At 58.1% G+C, this 19,030-nt stretch carries 18 protein-coding genes; 5 read left to right on the forward strand and 13 right to left on the reverse strand.

Features of this window, described 5'->3' with window-relative positions:
• Window positions 1–98 precede the first annotated feature (98 nt).
• Complete coding sequence (locus GO988_RS00890) at window positions 99–482, forward strand: MGMT family protein (protein WP_157561653.1); 384 nt, start codon at window positions 99–101, stop codon at window positions 480–482.
• Between the two features lie 74 nt (window positions 483–556).
• On the opposite strand, the gene GO988_RS00895 is transcribed toward GO988_RS00890, so the two are convergent.
• The 5 genes from GO988_RS00895 to GO988_RS00915 form a co-directional block, all read right to left on the reverse strand.
• The gene (locus GO988_RS00895) at window positions 557–1,048 is read right to left on the reverse strand and encodes a hypothetical protein (protein ID WP_157561654.1); all 492 of its coding nucleotides are present in this window, start codon (window positions 1,046–1,048) and stop codon (window positions 557–559) included.
• A 107-nt stretch (window positions 1,049–1,155) separates the two neighbouring features.
• The gene (locus tag GO988_RS00900) at window positions 1,156–1,641 is read right to left on the reverse strand and encodes a DUF4440 domain-containing protein (RefSeq protein WP_157561655.1); all 486 of its coding nucleotides are present in this window, start codon (window positions 1,639–1,641) and stop codon (window positions 1,156–1,158) included.
• 111 nt (window positions 1,642–1,752) lie between these two features.
• Window positions 1,753–3,795, reverse strand: coding sequence for a S9 family peptidase (locus GO988_RS00905; RefSeq protein WP_157561656.1), 2,043 nt, complete (start codon window positions 3,793–3,795; stop codon window positions 1,753–1,755).
• Between the two features lie 102 nt (window positions 3,796–3,897).
• A complete protein-coding gene (locus GO988_RS00910) occupies window positions 3,898–5,133 on the reverse strand; it encodes a hypothetical protein (RefSeq protein WP_157561657.1) in 1,236 nt (411 codons plus the stop codon).
• 264 nt (window positions 5,134–5,397) lie between these two features.
• Window positions 5,398–6,348 carry a zinc-dependent peptidase gene (locus GO988_RS00915; RefSeq protein ID WP_157561658.1) on the reverse strand — a complete coding sequence of 317 codons (951 nt, stop codon included), beginning with the start codon at window positions 6,346–6,348 and terminating at the stop codon, window positions 5,398–5,400.
• 108 nt (window positions 6,349–6,456) lie between these two features.
• Here GO988_RS00915 and GO988_RS00920 point away from each other — a divergent pair, with 108 nt between their 5' ends.
• A complete protein-coding gene (locus GO988_RS00920) occupies window positions 6,457–6,834 on the forward strand; it encodes a hypothetical protein (RefSeq protein ID WP_157561659.1) in 378 nt (125 codons plus the stop codon).
• 153 nt (window positions 6,835–6,987) lie between these two features.
• Here GO988_RS00920 and GO988_RS00925 read toward each other — a convergent pair whose 3' ends face one another.
• Both GO988_RS00925 and GO988_RS00930 read right to left on the reverse strand, forming a co-directional pair.
• Window positions 6,988–8,907 carry an ABC-F family ATP-binding cassette domain-containing protein gene (locus GO988_RS00925; protein WP_157561660.1) on the reverse strand — a complete coding sequence of 640 codons (1,920 nt, stop codon included), beginning with the start codon at window positions 8,905–8,907 and terminating at the stop codon, window positions 6,988–6,990.
• Window positions 8,908–9,099: 192 nt separating this feature from the next.
• The gene (locus tag GO988_RS00930; RefSeq protein ID WP_232341327.1) at window positions 9,100–10,338 is read right to left on the reverse strand and encodes a pyridoxal phosphate-dependent aminotransferase; all 1,239 of its coding nucleotides are present in this window, start codon (window positions 10,336–10,338) and stop codon (window positions 9,100–9,102) included.
• Between the two features lie 447 nt (window positions 10,339–10,785).
• Here GO988_RS00930 and GO988_RS00935 point away from each other — a divergent pair, with 447 nt between their 5' ends.
• Window positions 10,786–11,772, forward strand: a complete 987-nt coding sequence (locus GO988_RS00935; RefSeq protein ID WP_157561661.1) for a hypothetical protein — start codon at window positions 10,786–10,788, stop codon at window positions 11,770–11,772.
• A gap of 85 nt (window positions 11,773–11,857) precedes the next feature.
• Here the strand turns inward: GO988_RS00935 and GO988_RS00940 are convergent, their stop codons facing one another.
• A complete protein-coding gene (locus tag GO988_RS00940) occupies window positions 11,858–12,355 on the reverse strand; it encodes a hypothetical protein (protein WP_157561662.1) in 498 nt (165 codons plus the stop codon).
• Between the two features lie 178 nt (window positions 12,356–12,533).
• The gene (locus tag GO988_RS00945) at window positions 12,534–12,941 is read right to left on the reverse strand and encodes a hypothetical protein (RefSeq protein WP_157561663.1); all 408 of its coding nucleotides are present in this window, start codon (window positions 12,939–12,941) and stop codon (window positions 12,534–12,536) included.
• 495 nt (window positions 12,942–13,436) lie between these two features.
• On the opposite strand from GO988_RS00945, the gene GO988_RS00950 reads away from it, so the two are divergent.
• A complete protein-coding gene (locus GO988_RS00950) occupies window positions 13,437–13,904 on the forward strand; it encodes a hypothetical protein (protein WP_157561664.1) in 468 nt (155 codons plus the stop codon).
• Between the two features lie 74 nt (window positions 13,905–13,978).
• Here the strand turns inward: GO988_RS00950 and GO988_RS00955 are convergent, their stop codons facing one another.
• The 4 genes from GO988_RS00955 to GO988_RS00970 all read right to left on the reverse strand — a co-directional run bounded on the left by GO988_RS00955 (window position 13,979) and on the right by GO988_RS00970 (window position 18,293).
• On the reverse strand, window positions 13,979–15,964 hold the full coding sequence (locus GO988_RS00955) for a glycosyltransferase (protein WP_198172453.1): 1,986 nt from the start codon (window positions 15,962–15,964) through the stop codon (window positions 13,979–13,981).
• Between the two features lie 85 nt (window positions 15,965–16,049).
• Window positions 16,050–16,664, reverse strand: a complete 615-nt coding sequence (gene recR, locus GO988_RS00960) for a recombination mediator RecR (protein ID WP_157561665.1) — start codon at window positions 16,662–16,664, stop codon at window positions 16,050–16,052.
• 70 nt (window positions 16,665–16,734) lie between these two features.
• Window positions 16,735–17,025: an ATP-dependent Clp protease adaptor ClpS gene (locus tag GO988_RS00965; RefSeq protein WP_157561666.1), complete on the reverse strand. Its 291-nt coding sequence runs from the start codon at window positions 17,023–17,025 to the stop codon at window positions 16,735–16,737.
• A gap of 239 nt (window positions 17,026–17,264) precedes the next feature.
• Window positions 17,265–18,293, reverse strand: a complete 1,029-nt coding sequence (locus tag GO988_RS00970; RefSeq protein WP_157561667.1) for an aldo/keto reductase — start codon at window positions 18,291–18,293, stop codon at window positions 17,265–17,267.
• A 178-nt stretch (window positions 18,294–18,471) separates the two neighbouring features.
• On the opposite strand from GO988_RS00970, the gene GO988_RS00975 reads away from it, so the two are divergent.
• Window positions 18,472–19,029, forward strand: a complete 558-nt coding sequence (locus tag GO988_RS00975; RefSeq protein ID WP_157561668.1) for a hypothetical protein — start codon at window positions 18,472–18,474, stop codon at window positions 19,027–19,029.
• Window position 19,030 lies beyond the last annotated feature (1 nt).

The raw sequence follows: 19,030 nt of genomic DNA on the forward strand, positions 1-19,030 counted from the left end.
GCAGGCACTAAGTTCGGGTTCAGTGCGCGAGCGCAATGACGCGGCCCCGCAGCCGGAGGTTGCGCCGCTGGCAGGGCCGGGCGCGTATTTTCACGTCCATGAAAAAGCCCCTCGCCCCGCCGCCTACCCCCCCCACCGAGCGCAACTACTTTGCCGATGTGCACGAGGTAGTGCGGCTGGTGCCGCCGGGCCGCGTCACGAGCTACGGCGCCATTGCGCATTACCTGGGCGCCAAGCACGGCTCGCGCGCCGTGGGCTACGCCCTCATGGCCGCCAACCTCGACGCCGCCACCCTTCAGCGCGATGCGCCGGTGCCCGCCCACCGCGTTGTCAACCGGCTGGGGCAGCTCACGGGGCGCCACCATTTCCCTACCCCCACCGCCATGCAGGAGCGCCTCGAAGCCGAAGGCGTGCGCGTGGAGGACGATGTGGTGGTCGAGTTCAAAAAGCTGTACTGGGACCCGGCCGTGGAGCTGGGGTAGGGCCGCTCATTAAAGCAAAAGGCTGCTGGCAACTAAGTTGCCAGCAGCCTTCGGGCAAGCGTAGCTATTGGGTACTACTTGTTTACCTGCAAGGGAACCGAGGCAAAATGGAAGTAGCTAATCTTCCAGTCATTCTTGCTGTCTTTGCTGGCTATCATCAGGTAGGAGCCTGCATCTATTCCACCTTGCTTGTATTTGGGCGAAGGCAATACTTTTTGGGAGTAAAAGCCCGAATAGTAGACCATGTTGGCATCACCACCTTTGGCTAGTGGCGTAAACTTGAAATCGGCGGTTCTACCATCTTTCGCAAAAGCAATGGTAGCTGCCGAGTCTTTGCCGGTTAGCCGTTGTTTTGGCGAAGACCCCAGTACCACTACGCGGTCTGCCAGTAGGCTCCGGATTTTAGCGGTGTCTTCTTTCATCGCGGCTTCCATAAACTGCTCGCCAATGGTGGTAGAAGCCATGGCAGTGCTAGAAGCGGCAGCTTCGGCGGGTGGCGTGCTCGCGTTGCTAGAGCAACCGCCTAGCAGCGTAGCCAGCGCCAGGAGGGGTAGGGCGTTTTTCATAGTTAAGGAAGAGGGTGAATTAGGAGACAATGCTCGTGAAAAACGCGCTACAAAAGGCTGCTGGTAGATGGGCTCCCAGCAGCCTTTTGTAACTGAAAAAGCAGGTATTACTTGTTGGCCTTAATAGGCTCCTCAGCTAAGTGCACATAGGCAATCTGCCAGGTAGCACCCTCCTTACGGCCTAATATCATGTATGAGCCGCGCGATGAGGCACCCGCCGGATAAGTCGCCATCGGCTTGAGGTCATAGGTATAGGTACCTGTAGCGTAGCCCATGCTTGCATCGCCGCCCAAGCGCAAGGGAGTAAGCTTTAAATTGGTGGTCGTGCCGAATGAATTCTTGAGCCAGTAAGTGCTGAGTGAATCCCGGCCGCTGAGCGCATTTGTATTGCCAAGTAGCCGCACATTCTTTGCTAGGCAGGCAGTGGCTTTGGCTATATCCTGCTGCTGCATCGCATCGGAGAATTGTTGGAATAAGGCGGTCATCGTGGCTGGCCCGGCCGCGGCGGGCCGGGTAGCGGCGGGCACGCTGGCGTGGCCGCCGCCAAATGCCAATAGGGTAGCCGTAGCCAAGAGGGGTAGGGAGGTTTGCATGCGCAGAGGAGGAGCGTGGAATGAATAGCAAAGCCATCAGAAAATCAGGCAGTTAATTTGCCTAACGCAAGGCTAAAAACAAAACAGGTAGAAATACCTGCCCTTGCCACATCACTTACTCGCCGCCATACTCGGCGCGGCCAGCGTCACCGTCTTCGGGTCTACCGTAATCTCGGCCAGGCGCTGGGCCACGGCGGGCGTCATGCTTTCCTGGTAGCGGCCGTGCAGGTACTGGGCCAAGAATTTTTCGGAGGCCGCAATCATCGCCAAGTTGTTGACGGGGCGGGCGAAACCGTGGCCTTCGTCGGGGGCTAGCAAGTACTGCACGGGGTAGTTGCGGTCGCGCAGAGCCACCACAATCTGGTCGGCTTCGGCTTTGTTCACGCGCGGGTCGTTGGCGCCCTGCACTACCATAAGCGGCGTTTTGATTTTGGCGGCCGAAGTAAGCGGCGACTGCCGCACGAGCTGCGCCTTGCCGGCGGCCGTGTTGGGGTCGCCCATACGCTCGTAAAACTGCTTGCGAATGGGCTCCCAATACGCCGGAATCGAGTTGAGCAGCGTAATCAGGTTGGAGGGCGCCACAATGGCCACGCCCGCCGCATACAGGTCAGGCGTGAAGGCTACCCCCGCCAGCGTGGCGTAGCCGCCGTACGAGCCGCCCATGATGCCCACGCGCTTCGGGTCGGCCAGGCCCTGGGCCACCAAGTACTTCACGCCCCAGGTTAGGTCGTCCTGCATTTTCTGGCCCCACTCGTTGTTGCCGGCGTTCAAAAACTTCTTGCCGTAGCCAGTCGAGGCCCGGAAGTTGGGCGACAGCACCGCGTAACCCCGGTTGGCCAAAAACTGGTGGTAGGCATTGAAGCCGTAGGTGCTGCGGCTCCAGGGCCCGCCGTGCGGGAAAATAATCACCGGCAGGTTTTTCGCGGCTACCCCCTTGGGCAGCGTGAGGTAGGCCGGAATCTCCAGGCCATCCGACGACTTGTAGCGCACCACCGTCATGGGGGCCAGGTCGGCCACCGGCAGCTTAGGCCGCGTTTGGTACTGCTCGGTGAGCTGTTTGGTTTGGCGGTCGAAGAGGTACGACACGCTGGGGTGGGTAGCGTCGGTGGCGCTCAGCAGCCACAGGCGCTCGTCGGTGGTGTGCGAGGCAGGGTACACTTCGAGGCCCGGCAGCTTAGCAGTTATAGTTTTGAAATCCTGCTCGTAGCTCTTATCCAACCACACGCGCCGCAGGCGGTCGTCGTCGTAGTCCAAATACGCCGGCTCGTGCGTCTTTTCTGATATCTCCAGGCGGCCAGCGTCTACGCGGTGCAGCGGGTCGGCGGCGAAAAGCTTTTCCTGGCCAGTAGCGGGGTCAAACAGTAAGATTTCGGAGCGGTCGCGGCCGGCACCTTTGTTAGTGGTCAGGTACACGTGTTGGTTGTCTTTGGCAAAGCCCACCACGTCGCTTTCCTCATTGAGCGTAGTGCGGTAGCAGGGCAAAAACTGCTCGCCGCTGATGCGTAGCCACTCGGTGCTGCCGTCGGGGTTCGAGCGCGAGGCCAGCCGCGGCTGGTCGCTCCAGTCAAATATCCAGCCCGTGAGGCGGTCATTGTTCTGGCGCACCAGGGTTTTTTGGCCGGTAGTCAGGTTCAATTTGTACAAGTCGTGCCAGGCCTTGTCGCGGTCGTTGAGGCCGATGTAGAGCGTGTTGGGGTCGGTCAGCGGCACATTATAAATGACAACCCGCACACCCTTGAGCCCGGTGAGGTCGCGGGCCATAGGCACTGCCTGGCCGGGGGGTAGGGCCGCCGCGGGGTCTACGGCGTAGATGTTGAAGTTTTCGTCGCCGCCCTTATCCTGCGAGTACAGCAGGTACTTGCCATCGCGGCTCCAGAAGTAGTCCCGCACCGGCCGGGCCTGGTCGTTGGTCATGGGCCGGGCACTGGCAAAGGGTTCTTTCAATCCCTTCACCCAAATATTGCGCGTCCCATTATAAGGCTTGATGAACGACAGAAACTTGCCATCGGGCGAGAGCTGGCCGCCCGAAATCTCGGGGTCGCCAAACAATAGCTCGCGGTCAATGAGCGCAGGTTGCGCAGGCTGCGCCGCGCTAGGGTGGGGTAGGGCCAGCAGCGCCAGCAACAGGAGCAGCCAGGGGGCAGCAGTTTTCATGAGCGTGGGAGAAGAGGTTGAAGTTCAGGTGCTAATGTAGCAACTTCAACTTGTTCTCTGTAGGCCTATTATGAGGTACCCCCCGCTTTCTGAGTTTGCTGGCTACCGCACTAGTCGATTGAGCGCGGCCGTGCCTTCATTAGTTGCTACCTGCCGAAGAGGCGACGTCTCCACGGGCCGATATTCCAGATAAATCGGCGCCTCGGCGGTGGGCATAACCGACAAATTAGCTTCGAGACCAGTGCCAAGCAAGGTGCCTACTTGCAAAGCCTGGTCGGCTGGGGGCGAAAGCGTGAGATAGTCGCCGGCTGCTAGCTCCTGAAGAGGCTGGCCGGGCGCCAGCCGGATGCGGGCCACCGGCCCTTTGGCGTTGCGAGGCCGATACACAAACAGCTGGGCAGGCCGCATGGCCAGCGGCGGACTGCTAGCGGCTGGGTCAAGGCTAGTGCCGCCCGTAAGCGGACTTAGGCTGAATAAGGCCCTACGCGAAGGGGAAGGCGCGGCCGCGGCGGCCAAGGCCCAGCCTGTCATATATGCTTGGCCAGCCGCACGGCTACTAGCTGCCGCCTGGTAGGCTGGGTCGTCGCCAATGCGGCCGTGAAAAACAAAGCCCTGGCCGCGGCGTTCCAGCCGGTAGAAGCTAGCACCTCGTTTTAAGTAGAAATCTTGGCCATCGCTAAAACCCCAAACATCCGTAGCCAGCACGCGCTGGTTATCGGTAGTGCGGCGGTAAGGCTTAACCTCCCTATCACCAGCCCACTCGGCGGTGTAGTAGGGATGCGACTCGACCTCAGGCTGGCAGGGCTCACCCGGTTGGTTATACCAAAACTCAGGCAGCGAATAATAAAAGCCTGCCCGCAGTTGCACACCCGGGTTTAGCACCGGCAGCATTTCGGCCGGCTGCGTTGACGTGGCCAGTACATAGGCGGCGGGGTAGTTGATGCCAGAGTGGAGCCAAGTGGCTTGGTCGCGGCCCAGTAGCGCAGCATTCAGCAGCAGCTCGCCTAAGGTGCTGTTGAGCTTAGCGGTAGCATCGGCGAAAAGCCCGAGCCGCTTGCTAAGCGTTTGGGCGAAGTGAGCTACCAGTTTGTAACTGCTATCAGGCTGAGGGGCATAGAAATCGGCGATGAAACTAGCGGTAGGTTCCGGCGTTTCGCCGATTTCCAGGTTAGTCACCCGTAGCACCAGCGGCGTAGCACCATTCTGACCGGGTGCATACTGCGCAAAAAACGCGAGCAGGGTAGGTGCTAACCCATCGCGGAAAGTAGCTGGTGCCGGCAGCACGAACTTGCTTACGTTAACCCGTCCGATGCTGGTGCGCTGCGGCCGGGCATCCACTACCCTAGCTACAAATGCTGAGCCTGGGGCGGCCGGCGCCTGTACCTGAGGCGCTGGCAGGTAATAAATTCCTTGCGCTTGGCCTTCTCGGCTGCAAAGCGCTATACCGACTGCAAAGCCTGCTACTAAAATAGAATAACGCAAAATTAGAAAAGTACTAAGTAGGAACAAGGTAGCCGATAAACTAACGTCTTTCCTACAATACTACTCAGCAACAACGACTAAACTGGTGCCGCCTAACGTGCTTGTTTCTTTTTTAACGATTCAAGCTGCGCTGGCCAAATGACAATCCTTATACTTCTTGCCCGAGCCGCAGGGGCAAGGCGAGTTGCGGCCCAGCACCTTCTTTTTGGCGCGCAGCTGGCGTAGCCACTGGCGCGGGTCGAGGTGGCCGGGGCTGGCGCCGAGGGTTTGCTCGGGGTGCTGGTGCAGGGCCTGGCTGAGCAAGTCGAACAGCTCGGGGTGGTTTTCCTGGAGCTTTTCGGGGCGCTCGAAAAAATATTCGTTTACCACCGCAAAAAACTCGGCTTCGTTGGTGCCCGCGTAGGAGTCAATGTCGGAGTGCCCGGCCCGAATGGCCGCCAGCTCGCGCTGCATCACCTCGGCCCAGGGGCGCAGCAGGGCGGGGGGTAGGCCCGCGCCCGGAATACCGTCAATTTGGCCATCAGCCTCGTCTACCAAGTGGGCAAACTCGTGCACGCCCACATTGTGCTTGTCCTCGGCGTCGGTGAAGCCTTGCACTAGGGCAGCGCGGCTCAGGCGCATGTATTGGTCGTTTTGGAAGCGTTGCACCGAGCCCAGCAGCGTGCCTTGCAGCGGCCGTACTTCTTGGTCGGGGCGGGTTTCGAGTTGCCAGGCATCGGGCACTATTAGCACCTCATGCAGCGTCGGATATTCCCAACCCGGAAAACCAAATACCGGAATAACTGCCGCGGCCGCCGTAAGCACCCGCGTGAGGTCATCGACTTCGGTTTGGATGCCCGTGAGGCGGGTGCGGGCCAAAAACAACTGCATAGCCTGCTCGAAGCGCGTTTTGTCGGCATCAGCCAAGCCGTCGTAGAAGGCCACATGCTCAGCTAGTAAGGTGCGCCAAGCCACTGGAAAGGGGGTAGCCAGCGCCGCGCGGCGGCGGCGTTGGTCGGCGGTGAGGTAGCGGTAAAAAACCAGTAGCAGCGCCAGCAGCACCGCGCTAGCCAATAGGTAGGAAAGGGACATGCCTTGTCTAAACGGCCCAGCGGCGCCGCGGTTGGGCAGATTGTTTGCCGTTTCATGCGCAAATTTGTGCCGCACCCACATTCCTTTGTCTTTTCCCCGCTTTCCCCGATGAACGCCGCTGACCTGAATGCCGCCCTGCTGGCCCTGATTGAGAAGAAAGCCGAGCTGCACACGCTCACCTACGACGACGCGCGCTACGACGACGTGGAGGAGGCCTTGCACGACCTCGAAGATGACTTCAACGACGACTTTGGCGCCGACCTCGAAGCAGCCCTCGAAAAAGTCCACCTCGACCTCAAGTCCGATACCGACGTGCTGCTGCCCACTGCCTACTTGCCCGCCACCGACAAGCCTCAGAAAGAAGATGGCGTGTGGGTCGATTCGGAGAAGTACCCCGGCCGCGTGCGCCTCGTGCTGCGCGCCAACCCGCCGCGCTTCATCCTCACCACCAGCAAAGGCCAGGAGCACGAGCTCTGGAAAGCGTAGGTTTTTAATAGGTTACTAAATAAAAAAGAACGTCCTGCCGAGCAACGCGAGGCATCTTGCTCGAATCAAAAGGGTTGTGAATCCAATGATTCGAGCGCGATGCCCCGCAAGCTCAGCAGGACGTTCTTTCTTTGCTTACACTGCGCTACTTTACTACATAAAATCGCTCAGCTCTAGCCAGCGCTCGCCCTTAGCATCGAGCTCTTTATCAACGGCTTGCAGGCGGGCAGGCCAGGCAATCAGGTCTTGGCGCGAGCCTTGGCCGGTGGCCAGGTTGGCCACCAATTGCTCCTTTTCTTTTTCCAAGGCGGCAATGTCCTTCTCCAACTGCTCAAACTCTTTCTTTTCGGCGAAGGAAGCGCGGCGCTTGGGTGGCTGAGCAGCGGGTGGGGGGGTAGGGGCAGGGGCGGCGGCCGTAGCCTTAGCCGCGGCACGGGAGGCCTTGGCGGCTTTTTCCTCTTCTTCGAGGGCTGCTTCAGTTTCGCGCTCGGCTAGGTAGTCGCGGTAGTCGGTGTAGTTGCCGGGGAAATTGAGCACGGCCCCGCCTGGCTCCAGCACAAACAAGTGCTCGGCCAGGTTATCGAGGAAGTAACGGTCGTGGCTCACAATGAGCAAGCAGCCCGTAAAGTGCAGCAGAAAATCTTCCAGGATATTGAGCGTGGCCAAGTCCAAGTCGTTGGTCGGCTCGTCAAGAATCAGGAAGTTGGGGTTCTTAATCAGCACGCGCAGCAGTTGCAAGCGGCGCTTTTCGCCGCCGCTCAGCTTGCTCACCAGTGTGTACTGCTGGGCCGGCGGAAACAAGAATAAATTCAGGAACTGACTGGCCGTGAGCACGTCGCCGTTGGCAAGCTCTACCACTTCGGCCACTTCCTTCACAATATCAATCACGCGCTGCGTAGGGTCAAACTCCAACTCGGTCTGGGTATAGTAGCCAAACACCGTCGTGAGGCCTACATCGATGGTGCCGGAGTCGGGCTTAAGCTTGCCGGTCAGCATATTGAGCAGCGTAGACTTGCCCGCGCCATTGGGCCCAACTAGCCCAATCCGGTCCTTCTTCTTAAACACGTAGCTGAAATCATCCAACACCACATTGTCGCCAAACTTTTTATTTAGGTGTTCAGCTTCAATGATTTTGCCGCCCTGGCGCGTCGTTTTCACGCTTAGCTCTACCTGCTGCTTGCTGAGGTTGGTGCTGGCTTTTTCCTTAGTAATGTAGAAGGCGTCGATGCGCGCCTTCTGCTTGGTGCCGCGGGCCTGAGGCATGCGGCGCATCCAGTCCAGTTCCTTTTTGAAGAGTTGGCGAGCCTTTTCTACCTCCGTAGCCTCGCGCATCTCGCGGTCAGCCTTTTTCTCCACAAAGTAGGCGTAGTTGCCCTGGTAGCGGTACATCTGGCCCTTGTCCAGTTCCACAATTTCGTTCGCCACTTTGTCGAGGAAGTAGCGGTCGTGGGTCACCATCAGCAAAGTGAGGGTAGGGGACGATAACCGGTTTTCGAGCCACTCGATAGTGGCCAAATCCAGGTGGTTGGTGGGCTCATCAAGCAGCAGCACGTCAGGCTCTTCGATGAGCACGCGGGCCAAGGCTACGCGCTTGCGCTGCCCGCCCGAAAGCATGCTCACGTTGCGCTGTAAAAGCTCGCCTAGGATGCCCAGGCGCCCGAGTATCTGCTGCACCTGCGCCTCGTAATCCCAGGCGTTGAGGGTATCCATGAGCTCCATCACCCGCTGCAAGTCGTCGGGCTTGTGGTTGGGGTCGTTCACCACGTGCTCGTAGTCCTTGATGGCGCGCAGTGTGTCGTTCTGGCTAGCGAAGATGGTTTCTTCCACCGTCAGGCTTTCATCAAACACCGGCTGTTGGCCCAAATACGTCACCCGAATGGCCTTGCGGGTGCTTACCGAGCCGGTGTCGGGGGTTTCGAGGCCGGCTAGTACGCGCAGCAGCGTGGTCTTGCCGGTGCCATTTATGCCCACAAAAGCCACGCGCTGGCCCTGTTGCAGGCCAAAGTTGAGGTCTTTAAATAGCCAACGGTCGGCGTAATTCTTCGAGATATTCTCGGCGGATAGCAAATTCATAAGTACCCCAAAGGTACGGCGGCGCCCATGTAGCCTTCCTCCTCAGAGAGGGTATTTAAAAAGAACGTCCGGCTGAGCCTCGCAAAGCACCTCGCGCACGCTATTGGGGGTAGCAACCCAACAAAGCGGGCGAGATGCTTCGCGAGGCTCAGCCGGACGTTCTTTTAAAGCAGTACTTTGCGGGCCTACCCGCTAACTCAGCTTCGCTAGGCTCACCTTAATTCGCTCGAAGGCCACGCGCAGCTTCTCATCGGCGGCGGCGGTGCTGAACCGAATGCAGTCGGGGGCGCCAAACGAGTCGCCGCTCACCGAGGCCACGTGCGCATCATTGAGCAAGTACAAAGCCAAATCCGACGAGTCGTTGATGGTGCTGCCATCGGGCGCGGTGCGGCCGAAGAAAGCCGACACATCGGGGAAAATGTAGAAAGCGCCGTCGGGGGTGGGCGTTTTCAGGCCCGGAATATCTTTGGCAAGTTCCAGCACCAAGTCGCGGCGGCGGTGGTAGGCGGCCACCATCTCATCGGCCGAGGCCCTACCCCCCTTCAGGGCGGCCAGGCCGGCGCGCTGCGCGATAGAGCAAGTGCCGGACGTAATCTGGCCCTGCAATTTGTCGCAGGCAGCGGCAATATCTTGGCGGGCAGCCATATAGCCCAGGCGCCAGCCCGTCATGGCGTAGCCTTTCGAGAAGCCATTGACGGTAATAACCTGGTCTTTCACGGCTGCAAACTGGGCCAGACTTACGTGCTCGCCAGTAAAGTTGATGTACTCGTAAATCTCGTCGGCCAGCGCAAAAATGTGTGGGTGCTGCGCCAGCACGTCGGCAATCGCGCTCAGTTCGGCGCGGCTGAATACGGCGCCAGTCGGGTTGCAAGGCGACGAATACATCACCAGCTTAGTGCGCGGCGTGATGGCGGCGGCAAACTCGGCGGCCGTCACCTTGTAGTCGTTGTCGAGGCTACCCATGATGGGCACGGGCACGCCGTCGGCCAGCTCCACGATGGCCGCGTAGCTCACCCAGTAGGGCGAGAAAATAATGACCTCGTCGCCGGGGTTCACCAGCGCCAGCACGGCATTGGTGAGCGACTGCTTGGCACCGGTGCTCACCACTATTTCGGTGGGCTTGTAGCTTAAGTTGTTGTCGCGCTGAAACTTGTCGCAGATAGCCTGGCGCAAGTCAAGGTAGCCGGGTACGGGCGTGTAAAACGTAAAGCCTTCGTCGAGTGCCTGCTTGGCAGCGTCCTTGATGTACTGCGGCGTCTGAAAATCGGGCTCACCAAAGCTCAAATTGACTACATCGACCCCCTTAGCCGCCAACTCGCGGCTCTTTTTAGCCATCGCGATGGTAGCCGATTCCTGCATGTGCAGCACGCGGTCGGAGAGGTAGGCGGTCGGGTCGGCCATTGGGGCCGGGGCAACACTACTAGGCGTCATAACTTTAGGATAATAAGGTGTGCGAATAACAAAAGTATTCGGTGGCCTCCTTTTGCGGGCTATCCACTTGGTATTTACTTCACTTTTAATCGTATTTCTTCGAGGAGTGGGCCTCGGCGGGGCTCTAATGGCACACCCATATTGTGCAAAGCAGTAGCTAGTAACTCAAAACAGCTGATAATGTGGAAGCTGCCTTTGCTTCCGCTACTATTCTGTGCGTAGCTTGGCCACGTGAAATGACCTTGCTATCGGTCTTGCTACTAATATCTTGCACTATTCTCGCTGTTTTCTGCTCCTATGAATTCACAGAGACTTATTAGTTGGTTTGTTGCCCTAGCTATTTGGGGGTGCGCCTTCCATACTAGCCAAGCCCAATCGGCTAAGCGTTGGGTTTTTATGGGCGTGCTGCAGCTAGAAATGGTGCCCCCCTGCGGAAACCCCGTTTGTGTGCGTCCGCAGGCCCGGTGGGTGGCGGCCGAAGTAGCAGCCGATACGCGCAAGCGCCTGACCGACTCCTTGATACAGGCCGTAGGGCGGGGCAAGTACACCTACACTAATTACTACGTGGCTGCCAGCCAGGAGTATTACGTGGCGTTGGTGCTCAAGTCGAGGCAGTGTTCGGAGGGTAGGGAGCGGAAGGTAGTTCCGCATTATACCTTTTACGGCGGCCCCACGCGCGAATCCATTGACACGCAGGTAGCTACTGATATGAAGCTATACCCCGAAAATGTGGGTTTCAGCATCGTGAACGTAATTGACTGCCGCGCGGTACTGGGCAAGCAAGCGGCGTCGCGGCCTGCGACGGGCCGAGCCATGAGCTGCGAAGACTTGGTGTATTACCGCGACGTGGAACTGCTGAGCCTGTGGAATAAGCAGCGAGATAAATACGCGATTCAGCAGAATCACGTCGCGGACGTCAAACGCCTTAAAAGCGACCTGCTGAAGGAAAGCAACTGGTCCACGTCTAACTGGCAGGTAGGGCTGCTTGCCGTAAAAACCCTGGCTAACACCACCGAAGACTTTTTAGGAATTGCCACGCCGCAGGGCGCGCTGAGGCGAATGGCGAAAAAGCCGGTGAGTTTTTTAGTAGCCAACAAGGAAAGTATAGAACTCTACGTCAAAGGGGGCAAAACGGCCTTATCTGGTGCCACTACCGATGACATCGTCATGACTGTAGCCGCTGAAGCGCTTAGTGATTTAAATCAACTCACAAAAAGCGCGGCTTTACTCCAAAATTTGGCGGGCAATATCGCGTCTTTTCAGGAGTACTATGGCAGCCGGGAAGTTATAGAAACGCAGGTAACCTTGCTAGACAAAGCCATTGCCAGCTACAATGCCAAGCTGCAAAGCAATTCGGCCGGCTTTGCCCGGATTAATAACTACAAGAATTATGTAGATGCTTATTTAGCAAAAAGCTGCGGCAAAAAGCAATAGCATCAGCTATTGCTTTTTGCCGCAGCTTTTTGCTTTTTTCAGCTTTAGTTGCTTCTGATTAAACTGAAGCAGCTAGAACGGAAAACTAATCTTTAAACGGGTCTTTGTTTTCTTCTGTAACCGTTTCTGCCAGCCGGAGGCAAGCCTTCCTAAAACTATCCGTTTTCTCTGTTAAGACAATGAAATCTAATCCGTTTATATAAAAGCTATCCCAGCTCTGGGTATCTCCCCTTTTCATGCTAACGCGTAGGGTAGCTTTAAAACGCACAAATATGTCCGTGCAGTTACCAATTTCAGTAGAACGACCAAATCCGTCGAAGGTGTCCCAGGGTATGCCTTCGATGTACACATTATTTGTATAGTCGCTTCCTGGTATTGCTGTTTGCGAGTGGTAATAGTCTTTTCTGAGCGTTACATCGAGATACCGGTGCTCGTTGCTCGTTCCTTTATCCACAGCTACTCCTTTAGCTTCATTTAAAACCCGGTTCATGAAAGCCAGGGTAGCTTCTTGGGTTGGTTTCTGCTGCGCCTGGGCAGCGAAAGTGCACATGAAAAAGTAGCAGCAAGTAAAAAGTCTTTTCATAAATTTTGAGGGTAGGAGGTGCTAGCTACTTGTCACTTAAGCTGCTACTAGCAGCGACTGTATTTGGGCAATGAATAGGTGAAAACAGCTATTCATTGCCTAAATACAGTAAATCTGCTTATTGCAAATGACGGTTAGCTGGTGCTAGTAGTGAGTCGTTATGACGGCTAGGCTCAGCTTACTCGCAGGTAGCAGAGAAACCCTCAATTCTTCGCTTATGCTCTAGGTTATTATTATTGGCTATCATAAACCGGCGAGCCGCCACTGCCTTGTCGTAGGTGTCATAAACCCAGCCATCTAAAGGGGAGCCGTACTCTAACCCTCTAGTGGTCGTTTCCTCTTCACCTTTATAGTAAGTTATAAACTGATGCGCGACCATACTCCCGCTATTGTCGCACGAAAACTCTACAATGCCCGTGGTGAGCGCTACGCGACCAGCATGACCCGGCTCGTCCAAGGATTTATCCCACTCCGTGGCAGTCACAAACGCGTAGTGAGTGACTAATGGCTGCTTCGTGGTTGGAGTTGTAAATCCCGACAGGGCTGTGATTACGAGTAAACAAGAGGCCGTGTAGATTTTTTTCATAAAGTTGGGGAAAATTAGTACAATAAAAACTTGTTTAGTTTCTATTGAAGCAAAACTACTGGGCCTGTAAACGGGCAGCAATACCCACTAGTGGGTATTTTTAAGCCGAACAGTGGAATAGCTAAAGGATATGAGTAATCAACGGTGTAAGGAGCCCTACCAAATTGCCGATGCTAACCAATAGCAACTGGCAGGCATGGGTAGGCCTGATTAGCAACAGAAACCGTTTCAGCATTGCTAGTGAGGCAATTTGTTGCTTACAGCTGCTGGCCATTGACAGTCAAAATTTGTCTGAAAGTCAGGCATTTACAACTAAAAAAGCGCACGAATTCTCTTTTGCGGGCTACCGGGTTCTCCTTTAACCGTACTTCTGTGGCTGGTGCGCCGCGGCGGCGCCCCGCCTCATTTTTACGCTTGCCACTCTAACGCGGGCACTGCGCTAGACCGACCACCCCAAGCAACTGTGCAGCTACGAATCGCCGTTTCAAGCAAATCATGACCGAAACAACTAGTACCGCCTTCGACCGTGCCCGCACCGGGCTGTGGGTAAGCTTGCAAAAGCACCTAGCCCTTATTTACCAGGCCGAAGCAGCCTTTACGAAAGCAGTAGCTTTTGCTGATGCCTTCCCTTTTTTGGCCTCAGCTGTGGAGGCCGAGCTGCTGGCCGAGTACGACCGGCAGCGCAGCGCCCTGCGCGACTTATTCACCGACGAAACGGCCCAGCTGGATACGCTGACCAAAGCCATCCGCACGAAGGGCTACTCGGAAGACGAGAAAAAGCAGCTCTATCTGTTGCTGCTCGGCTACCTCGACATCGCCGCCGCCGTGTTTGAGCGGCTGGCCGTGCAGGTGCCCGTGCGGCTGCCCAAAGACGCCGAGTTGGAAGCTACTCAGGCGCGGTTTGAGCGGGTGCGGAATTTTGCCCGGCTGCAAGTGAAAGGCATGGCCGGGCTGCTGTGCTAATGCCTGGCGGGGTTTGGACACAGCCTCCGGCTGGTTCGCTGGTAGGTGTTTTTCGCTAACATCAGTGGCTACCATCAGCGGCTGCCCAGGCCGCGCCAGCCGCGCCAGAGCGTGCGCAGGTCCATGTCGTACTCGTAGTCTTTGGCGTACAAAAACTCTAGGCGGCGGCGGGTAGCGGCGTCGGCGGGGGGTAGGGCGGGCCCGGCTGCATCGGCCGGCGAAAGCACCGCGGGCGGCCCCGCCGCCTCGGGGGTGTAGCGCAGGCCCACCCAGCTGCGCCGGCCCAGCAGCACCCGGCCAATGTTGGGCAGCAGCCCACCGGGCTGGCGCAGGCCCCAGATAAGGAAGGGGGTAGCGAGTAGCAGCGCCAGGCTAGCCAGTAGGTCGAGCAGGCGTTTGGTGCGGCGCTGGGCGGGCTGGGCCAGGCGCAGGTTCAGGTCGAGGGTGTAGTAGTCGCCGGAGGCATTTTTGCCGTTGCTGCCGATGATGTACTGGCTATCCTCGGGCAAAATCTTGTAGTTGACCGTCGGCTGGGGGGGTAGGCTCAGCATGAGGCTTATAATCTGGCTGGCCGGCAGGTCCTTACTGCAAAAAATGAGCTCGTTCAACTCATAAATCCGCACCAATTCGGGTAGTTGCCGCAGCTCGCCGAGTTGCTCAGACGAGGGGGGTAGGGCTGGCCCCTGGCCCGGCTGCACCGCTGCTGGCGGAATGTAGCCGATGATGCTGGCTGGCACCTGCGCCGCGGCCAGCAGCTGGCGCACGCGCTGGCTTTCGGCCGCCGAGCCGATGATGGCCAGGCGCTTGGGCCGGGTTTCGCTGAGGCGCAGGTTGCCGTGGCGCAGCCAGTGGGCCAGCAGCCGGCGCCCCACTAGTGCGGCCACCGCCCAGGCGCCGCCCAGCACAATGAGCGCCTTCGAAAAACGCCAGCTATCTAGGAAATTAGAGCCAGCCGAAATCAGCACTGTGCCCACCACGATGCCGCGCATCACGGGCCCTGTGCGGGCGGGGCGGTCGTAGCCGCCGCTTAGCCAAGTAGCTAGCAGCCACACCACGATGTACACCGGCACAGCCACCAGCATGTACTGGGGGGGGTAGGGCAGGCGCACGTACTTCTGGTTGTGCTCCCAGTAGGTTTTGAGGGCGTACATGCCGGCGTAGAGCAGGCCCGCATCGGCCAGGATGGGCGCGGCGGCGGTGGCCCAGCGGCGGGCTACCGCCGCGCCGGCCCGCAGCCAGATGGCCCCGTTTATCAGCCCCGAAAACAGCCCGGCCCGGCCCGGCGCGAAGTGCTTCTGGGCAAAAATGACCATCGCCCGATAAAACACGAACACGTAGTTGACGCTCGTGCGCTTCGTGCTTTCGCCTTTGTAATGAATGATGCGGGTGCCGGGGAAATACCAATTTTGCCAGCCGCCCTGCGTGAGGCGATACGAGAGGTCGATGTCCTCGCCGTACATAAAATAATCTTCGTCCAGCAGCCCTATTTCGGCCAGGGCCGCCTGGCGCAGTAGCATAAACGCGCCGCTTAGCACCTCAATCTGGTGCGCCTCGTTCTTGTCGAGATACCCCAGGTGGTAACGTCCAAAGGTGCGCGAGCGCGGCAAAAGCTGCGCCAGCCCAAACATCTTGTAAAACGCCACCGAGGGGGTAGGGAGCCCGCGCTTGCTTTCGGGTAGAAACTGGCCTTGGCCATCAAGCATTTGCACGCCCAGGCCGCCGCAGCGCGGGTGCGCATCCATAAACTCGCAGCACAGCCGGAAGGTGTCTTCCTCCACCAGCGTGTCGGGGTTCAGCAGCAGTTGGTACTGGCCGGTGGCTCGGCGCAGGGCTTGGTTGTTGCCTTTCGAGAAACCGGGGTTGTCTTTGTTCTCGATAAGAATAACTTCCGGAAACCGCGCCCGCACCATGGCTACCGAATTGTCGGCCGAGTTATTATCGACCACAAATACTTCGACGGGCTGGCCCAACTTCGCCACCGCTTGGCGAACCGACAAGAGGGCCTGCTCCAGAAAGTAGCAAACGTTGTAGTTGACAATGACGACAGAAAGCTTCACCACGGGGCAGCGAAGTTAGTAGTGCCGCCCAAAAAGAAACGTCCTGCTTCGGTAAACGAAGCAGGACGTTAGGCTAGTTTAGGGTGGGTTAGCGCGCTTGGCGCTGGCGCTCCACAATAGAACGCCCGAGGGTTATCTCGTCGGCATACTCCAGCTCGCCACCCATCGGAATGCCGCGGGCAATGGTGCTGATGTTGAGTTGCTCGAAGTCGCGCAGGCGGCGCGAGAGGTAGAAAGCCGTAGTGTCGCCCTCCATAGTGGGTGAAATGGCCAAGATGACTTCGCGGATTTCGGAATCGTCGGCTGCCGCGCGGGCCACCAGCGAATCAACCTGCAAGTCGGCCGGCCCTACCCCCTCAATGGGCGAGATGACGCCGCCCAGCACGTGGTACACGCCCTGGTACTGGCCTGTATTTTCGATGGCAATCACGTCGCGCACGTCGGCCACTACGCACACCGTGCTGTGGTCGCGCAGCTGGTTGGCGCAAATAAAGCACTCCTCGCTGTCCGAAATGCTGTGGCAGGTGCGGCAATACGTGATATCGAAGCGCATTTTGGCAAGCGCCTCGGCCAGGTTAGCGGTGGTATCGCTTTCGGCTTTCAGCAGGTGCAAGGCCAGGCGCAGCGCCGTTTTCTTGCCAATGCCGGGTAGGCGCGACAGTTCAACTACTGCGTTTTCAATCAGTTTGGAAGGAAAATCCATTCAGGGCGTGGGACAATCATGCTCGTGTAGCAGTTGCTTGCCAAAGCATGACGGGTACTTAGGATAAAAATCAAACGATATCTGCCGAAATACCCCGGTCGTGGATGGCCGAGCAGCGCGGGGCTAGCTCGTCAAACGTGCCGTTTTTGACCGCGCATTTCCCCTTGTGGTGGATGAGCAGCGTGCACTGCTCGGCCTGCTCGGGCTCGTGGCCGCACACATCGATAAGCGTCTGAATGACGTGGTCGAAGGTGTTGACATCATCATTATACACCACGAGTGTGCGCAGCTCCTGCTCTTCTTCGAGCAGCAGTACGTCATCATCGTAGTCAATTTGCGGGCGGGTAGCAGGGAAAGCCATGGCACAAAAATACGGCGGCTGAAGCCGACAGTAGGAAAGCAGCATTCGAATAATAACCCCACGGCCGGCGGTTTCGTTTCGCAAAAGCCCAGGATAATGGGGTGGAAAACATAATAAGTGGCCCCGAAAAGAACGTCCGGCTAAGCTGGCGCAGCATCTTCTACTGCATCATTGGATGAAGCAATAGAAGATGCTGCGCCAGCTTAGCCGGACGTTCTTCTTAAACTAATTAGGCGAGCTTACTCGGCCTTGCGGTCGCCGCCGGTCATGGTCAGCATCCAGCCGGGGTACTCGGGGGCAAGCTTGCTTACTTCGTCAAGCTGCTGCAATTCTTCGGGCGAAAACTGCACGTCTACGGCTTTGAGGTTGTCCTCTAGTTGCTCCATTTTTTTGGCCCCGATGATGACGGTGCTCACTACCTTTTGGTGCAGCAGCCAAGCCAGGGCCAGCGACGCTACCGTGCTGCCTTTGGCGTCGGCCATGGACTTCAGTACGTCGATGATGTTGAAAGCCAATTCTTTATTGACGGGCGGGAAATCGAAGCCGCTACCGCCCCGGCGGCCATCGGCCTGCTGGTTTTCGCGGGTGTATTTGCCGCTGAGAAAGCCTCCGGCCAGGGGGCTCCACACCATGAGGCCCACCTTCTGGTCGAGCAAAAGGGGCACGAGCTCGCGCTCCAAATCGCGGCCCGCGATGGTATAGTAGGCTTGCAGCGACACGTACTTTTCGAGGCGCTGGTAGTGCGACACGCCAAGCGCCTTCATGAGCTGCCAGGCGGCCACGTTGCTAGCCCCAATGTAGCGCACCTTGCCGCTGCGCACTAGGTCGTCGAGGGCGCGCAGGGTTTCCTCCCAAGGCGTGAGCGAGTCGAAGCTGTGGGTTTGGTACAGGTCGATGTAATCGGTTTTGAGGCGCTTGAGGCTGGCTTCGGCCTGGGCGATGATGTGCTTGCGCGTGAGGCCCACATCGTTGGGGCCGGGGCCCATGGTGCCACGCACTTTGGTGGCCAGCACCACGTCGTAGCGATTAATGCCGAGGTTGTGCAGGCCCTGGCCAGTTATTTCTTCCGACTGGCCTTCGGTGTAGATATTAGCCGTGTCGATAAAATTGATACCCGCATCAAGTGAGCGCTTGAGCAGGGCATCGGCGCCGGCCTGGTCTACGCCATTGATGGCGGCAAAGCGGCCCGTGCTGGGGCCGAAGGTCATGGTGCCCAGGCAGAGCTCCGATACTTTCAGGCCGGTATTGCCTAAGAGGTTGTATTTCATGTTGGTGGAAAAAAGAGTGAGCGTTGCCTGCCCGCGCGGCTACCTCCGGCCCAGGGCGGGGGGTAGGGCAAGGGCCGTGGCTAGCTAAACCGCCGGGCGGCGCTGGTGTTGCGGCCGGGCGAGGGGGTAGGGGCCGGCGCGCCGTAAATTTCGGCCCGGCCCAGCGCCGGCTACCCCTATGCCCGTTCCTTCTGCCCCGTTTAAAAAAGCCCTGGCCCGCCTCTCCGACAAGGAAAAAGAGGCCCTGCTGCTGCGCGCCGTGCGCCGCGACGCTGAGCTCTACGACACCTTCAGCTTCGAGCTGCTGCCCGACGTGACGCTCGCCAGCGTGTACGAGGCCAGCGCCGACCGCATCCACGAACTGTTCAACGTAGCCGTGACGGGCCGCTTGCTCAACCGCAGCCTCGTCAAAGCCCTGCGCGGGGCCAACCAAGAGGCGGGCCGCGCCCGGCGCGTCACCAAAAGCAAGCAGCTCGAAGTAGACTTGGGCATGTATACGCTGCGGCTGATTTTTGACAATTACACCGGGCAGTTCGACAGCGTGTACCAGGGGTTTTACGTGACCACGGCGCGGCTAGCGGTGCGCCTTACCCAGCTCATTGTGAAGCACCTGCACGAAGACCTGTGGCTTGAATACAAGTCGGAGCTGGATGACTTCCTGACCCAGCTGCACGGCCGCAAAAAGAGCCGCGAGCTGAAATTCGACTTGCCGCGGGAGCTGGAACTACCTGCTTAAG

The organism is Hymenobacter ginkgonis (assembly GCF_009755225.1).
GTDB classification, from domain to species: Bacteria; Bacteroidota; Bacteroidia; order Cytophagales; family Hymenobacteraceae; genus Hymenobacter; species Hymenobacter ginkgonis.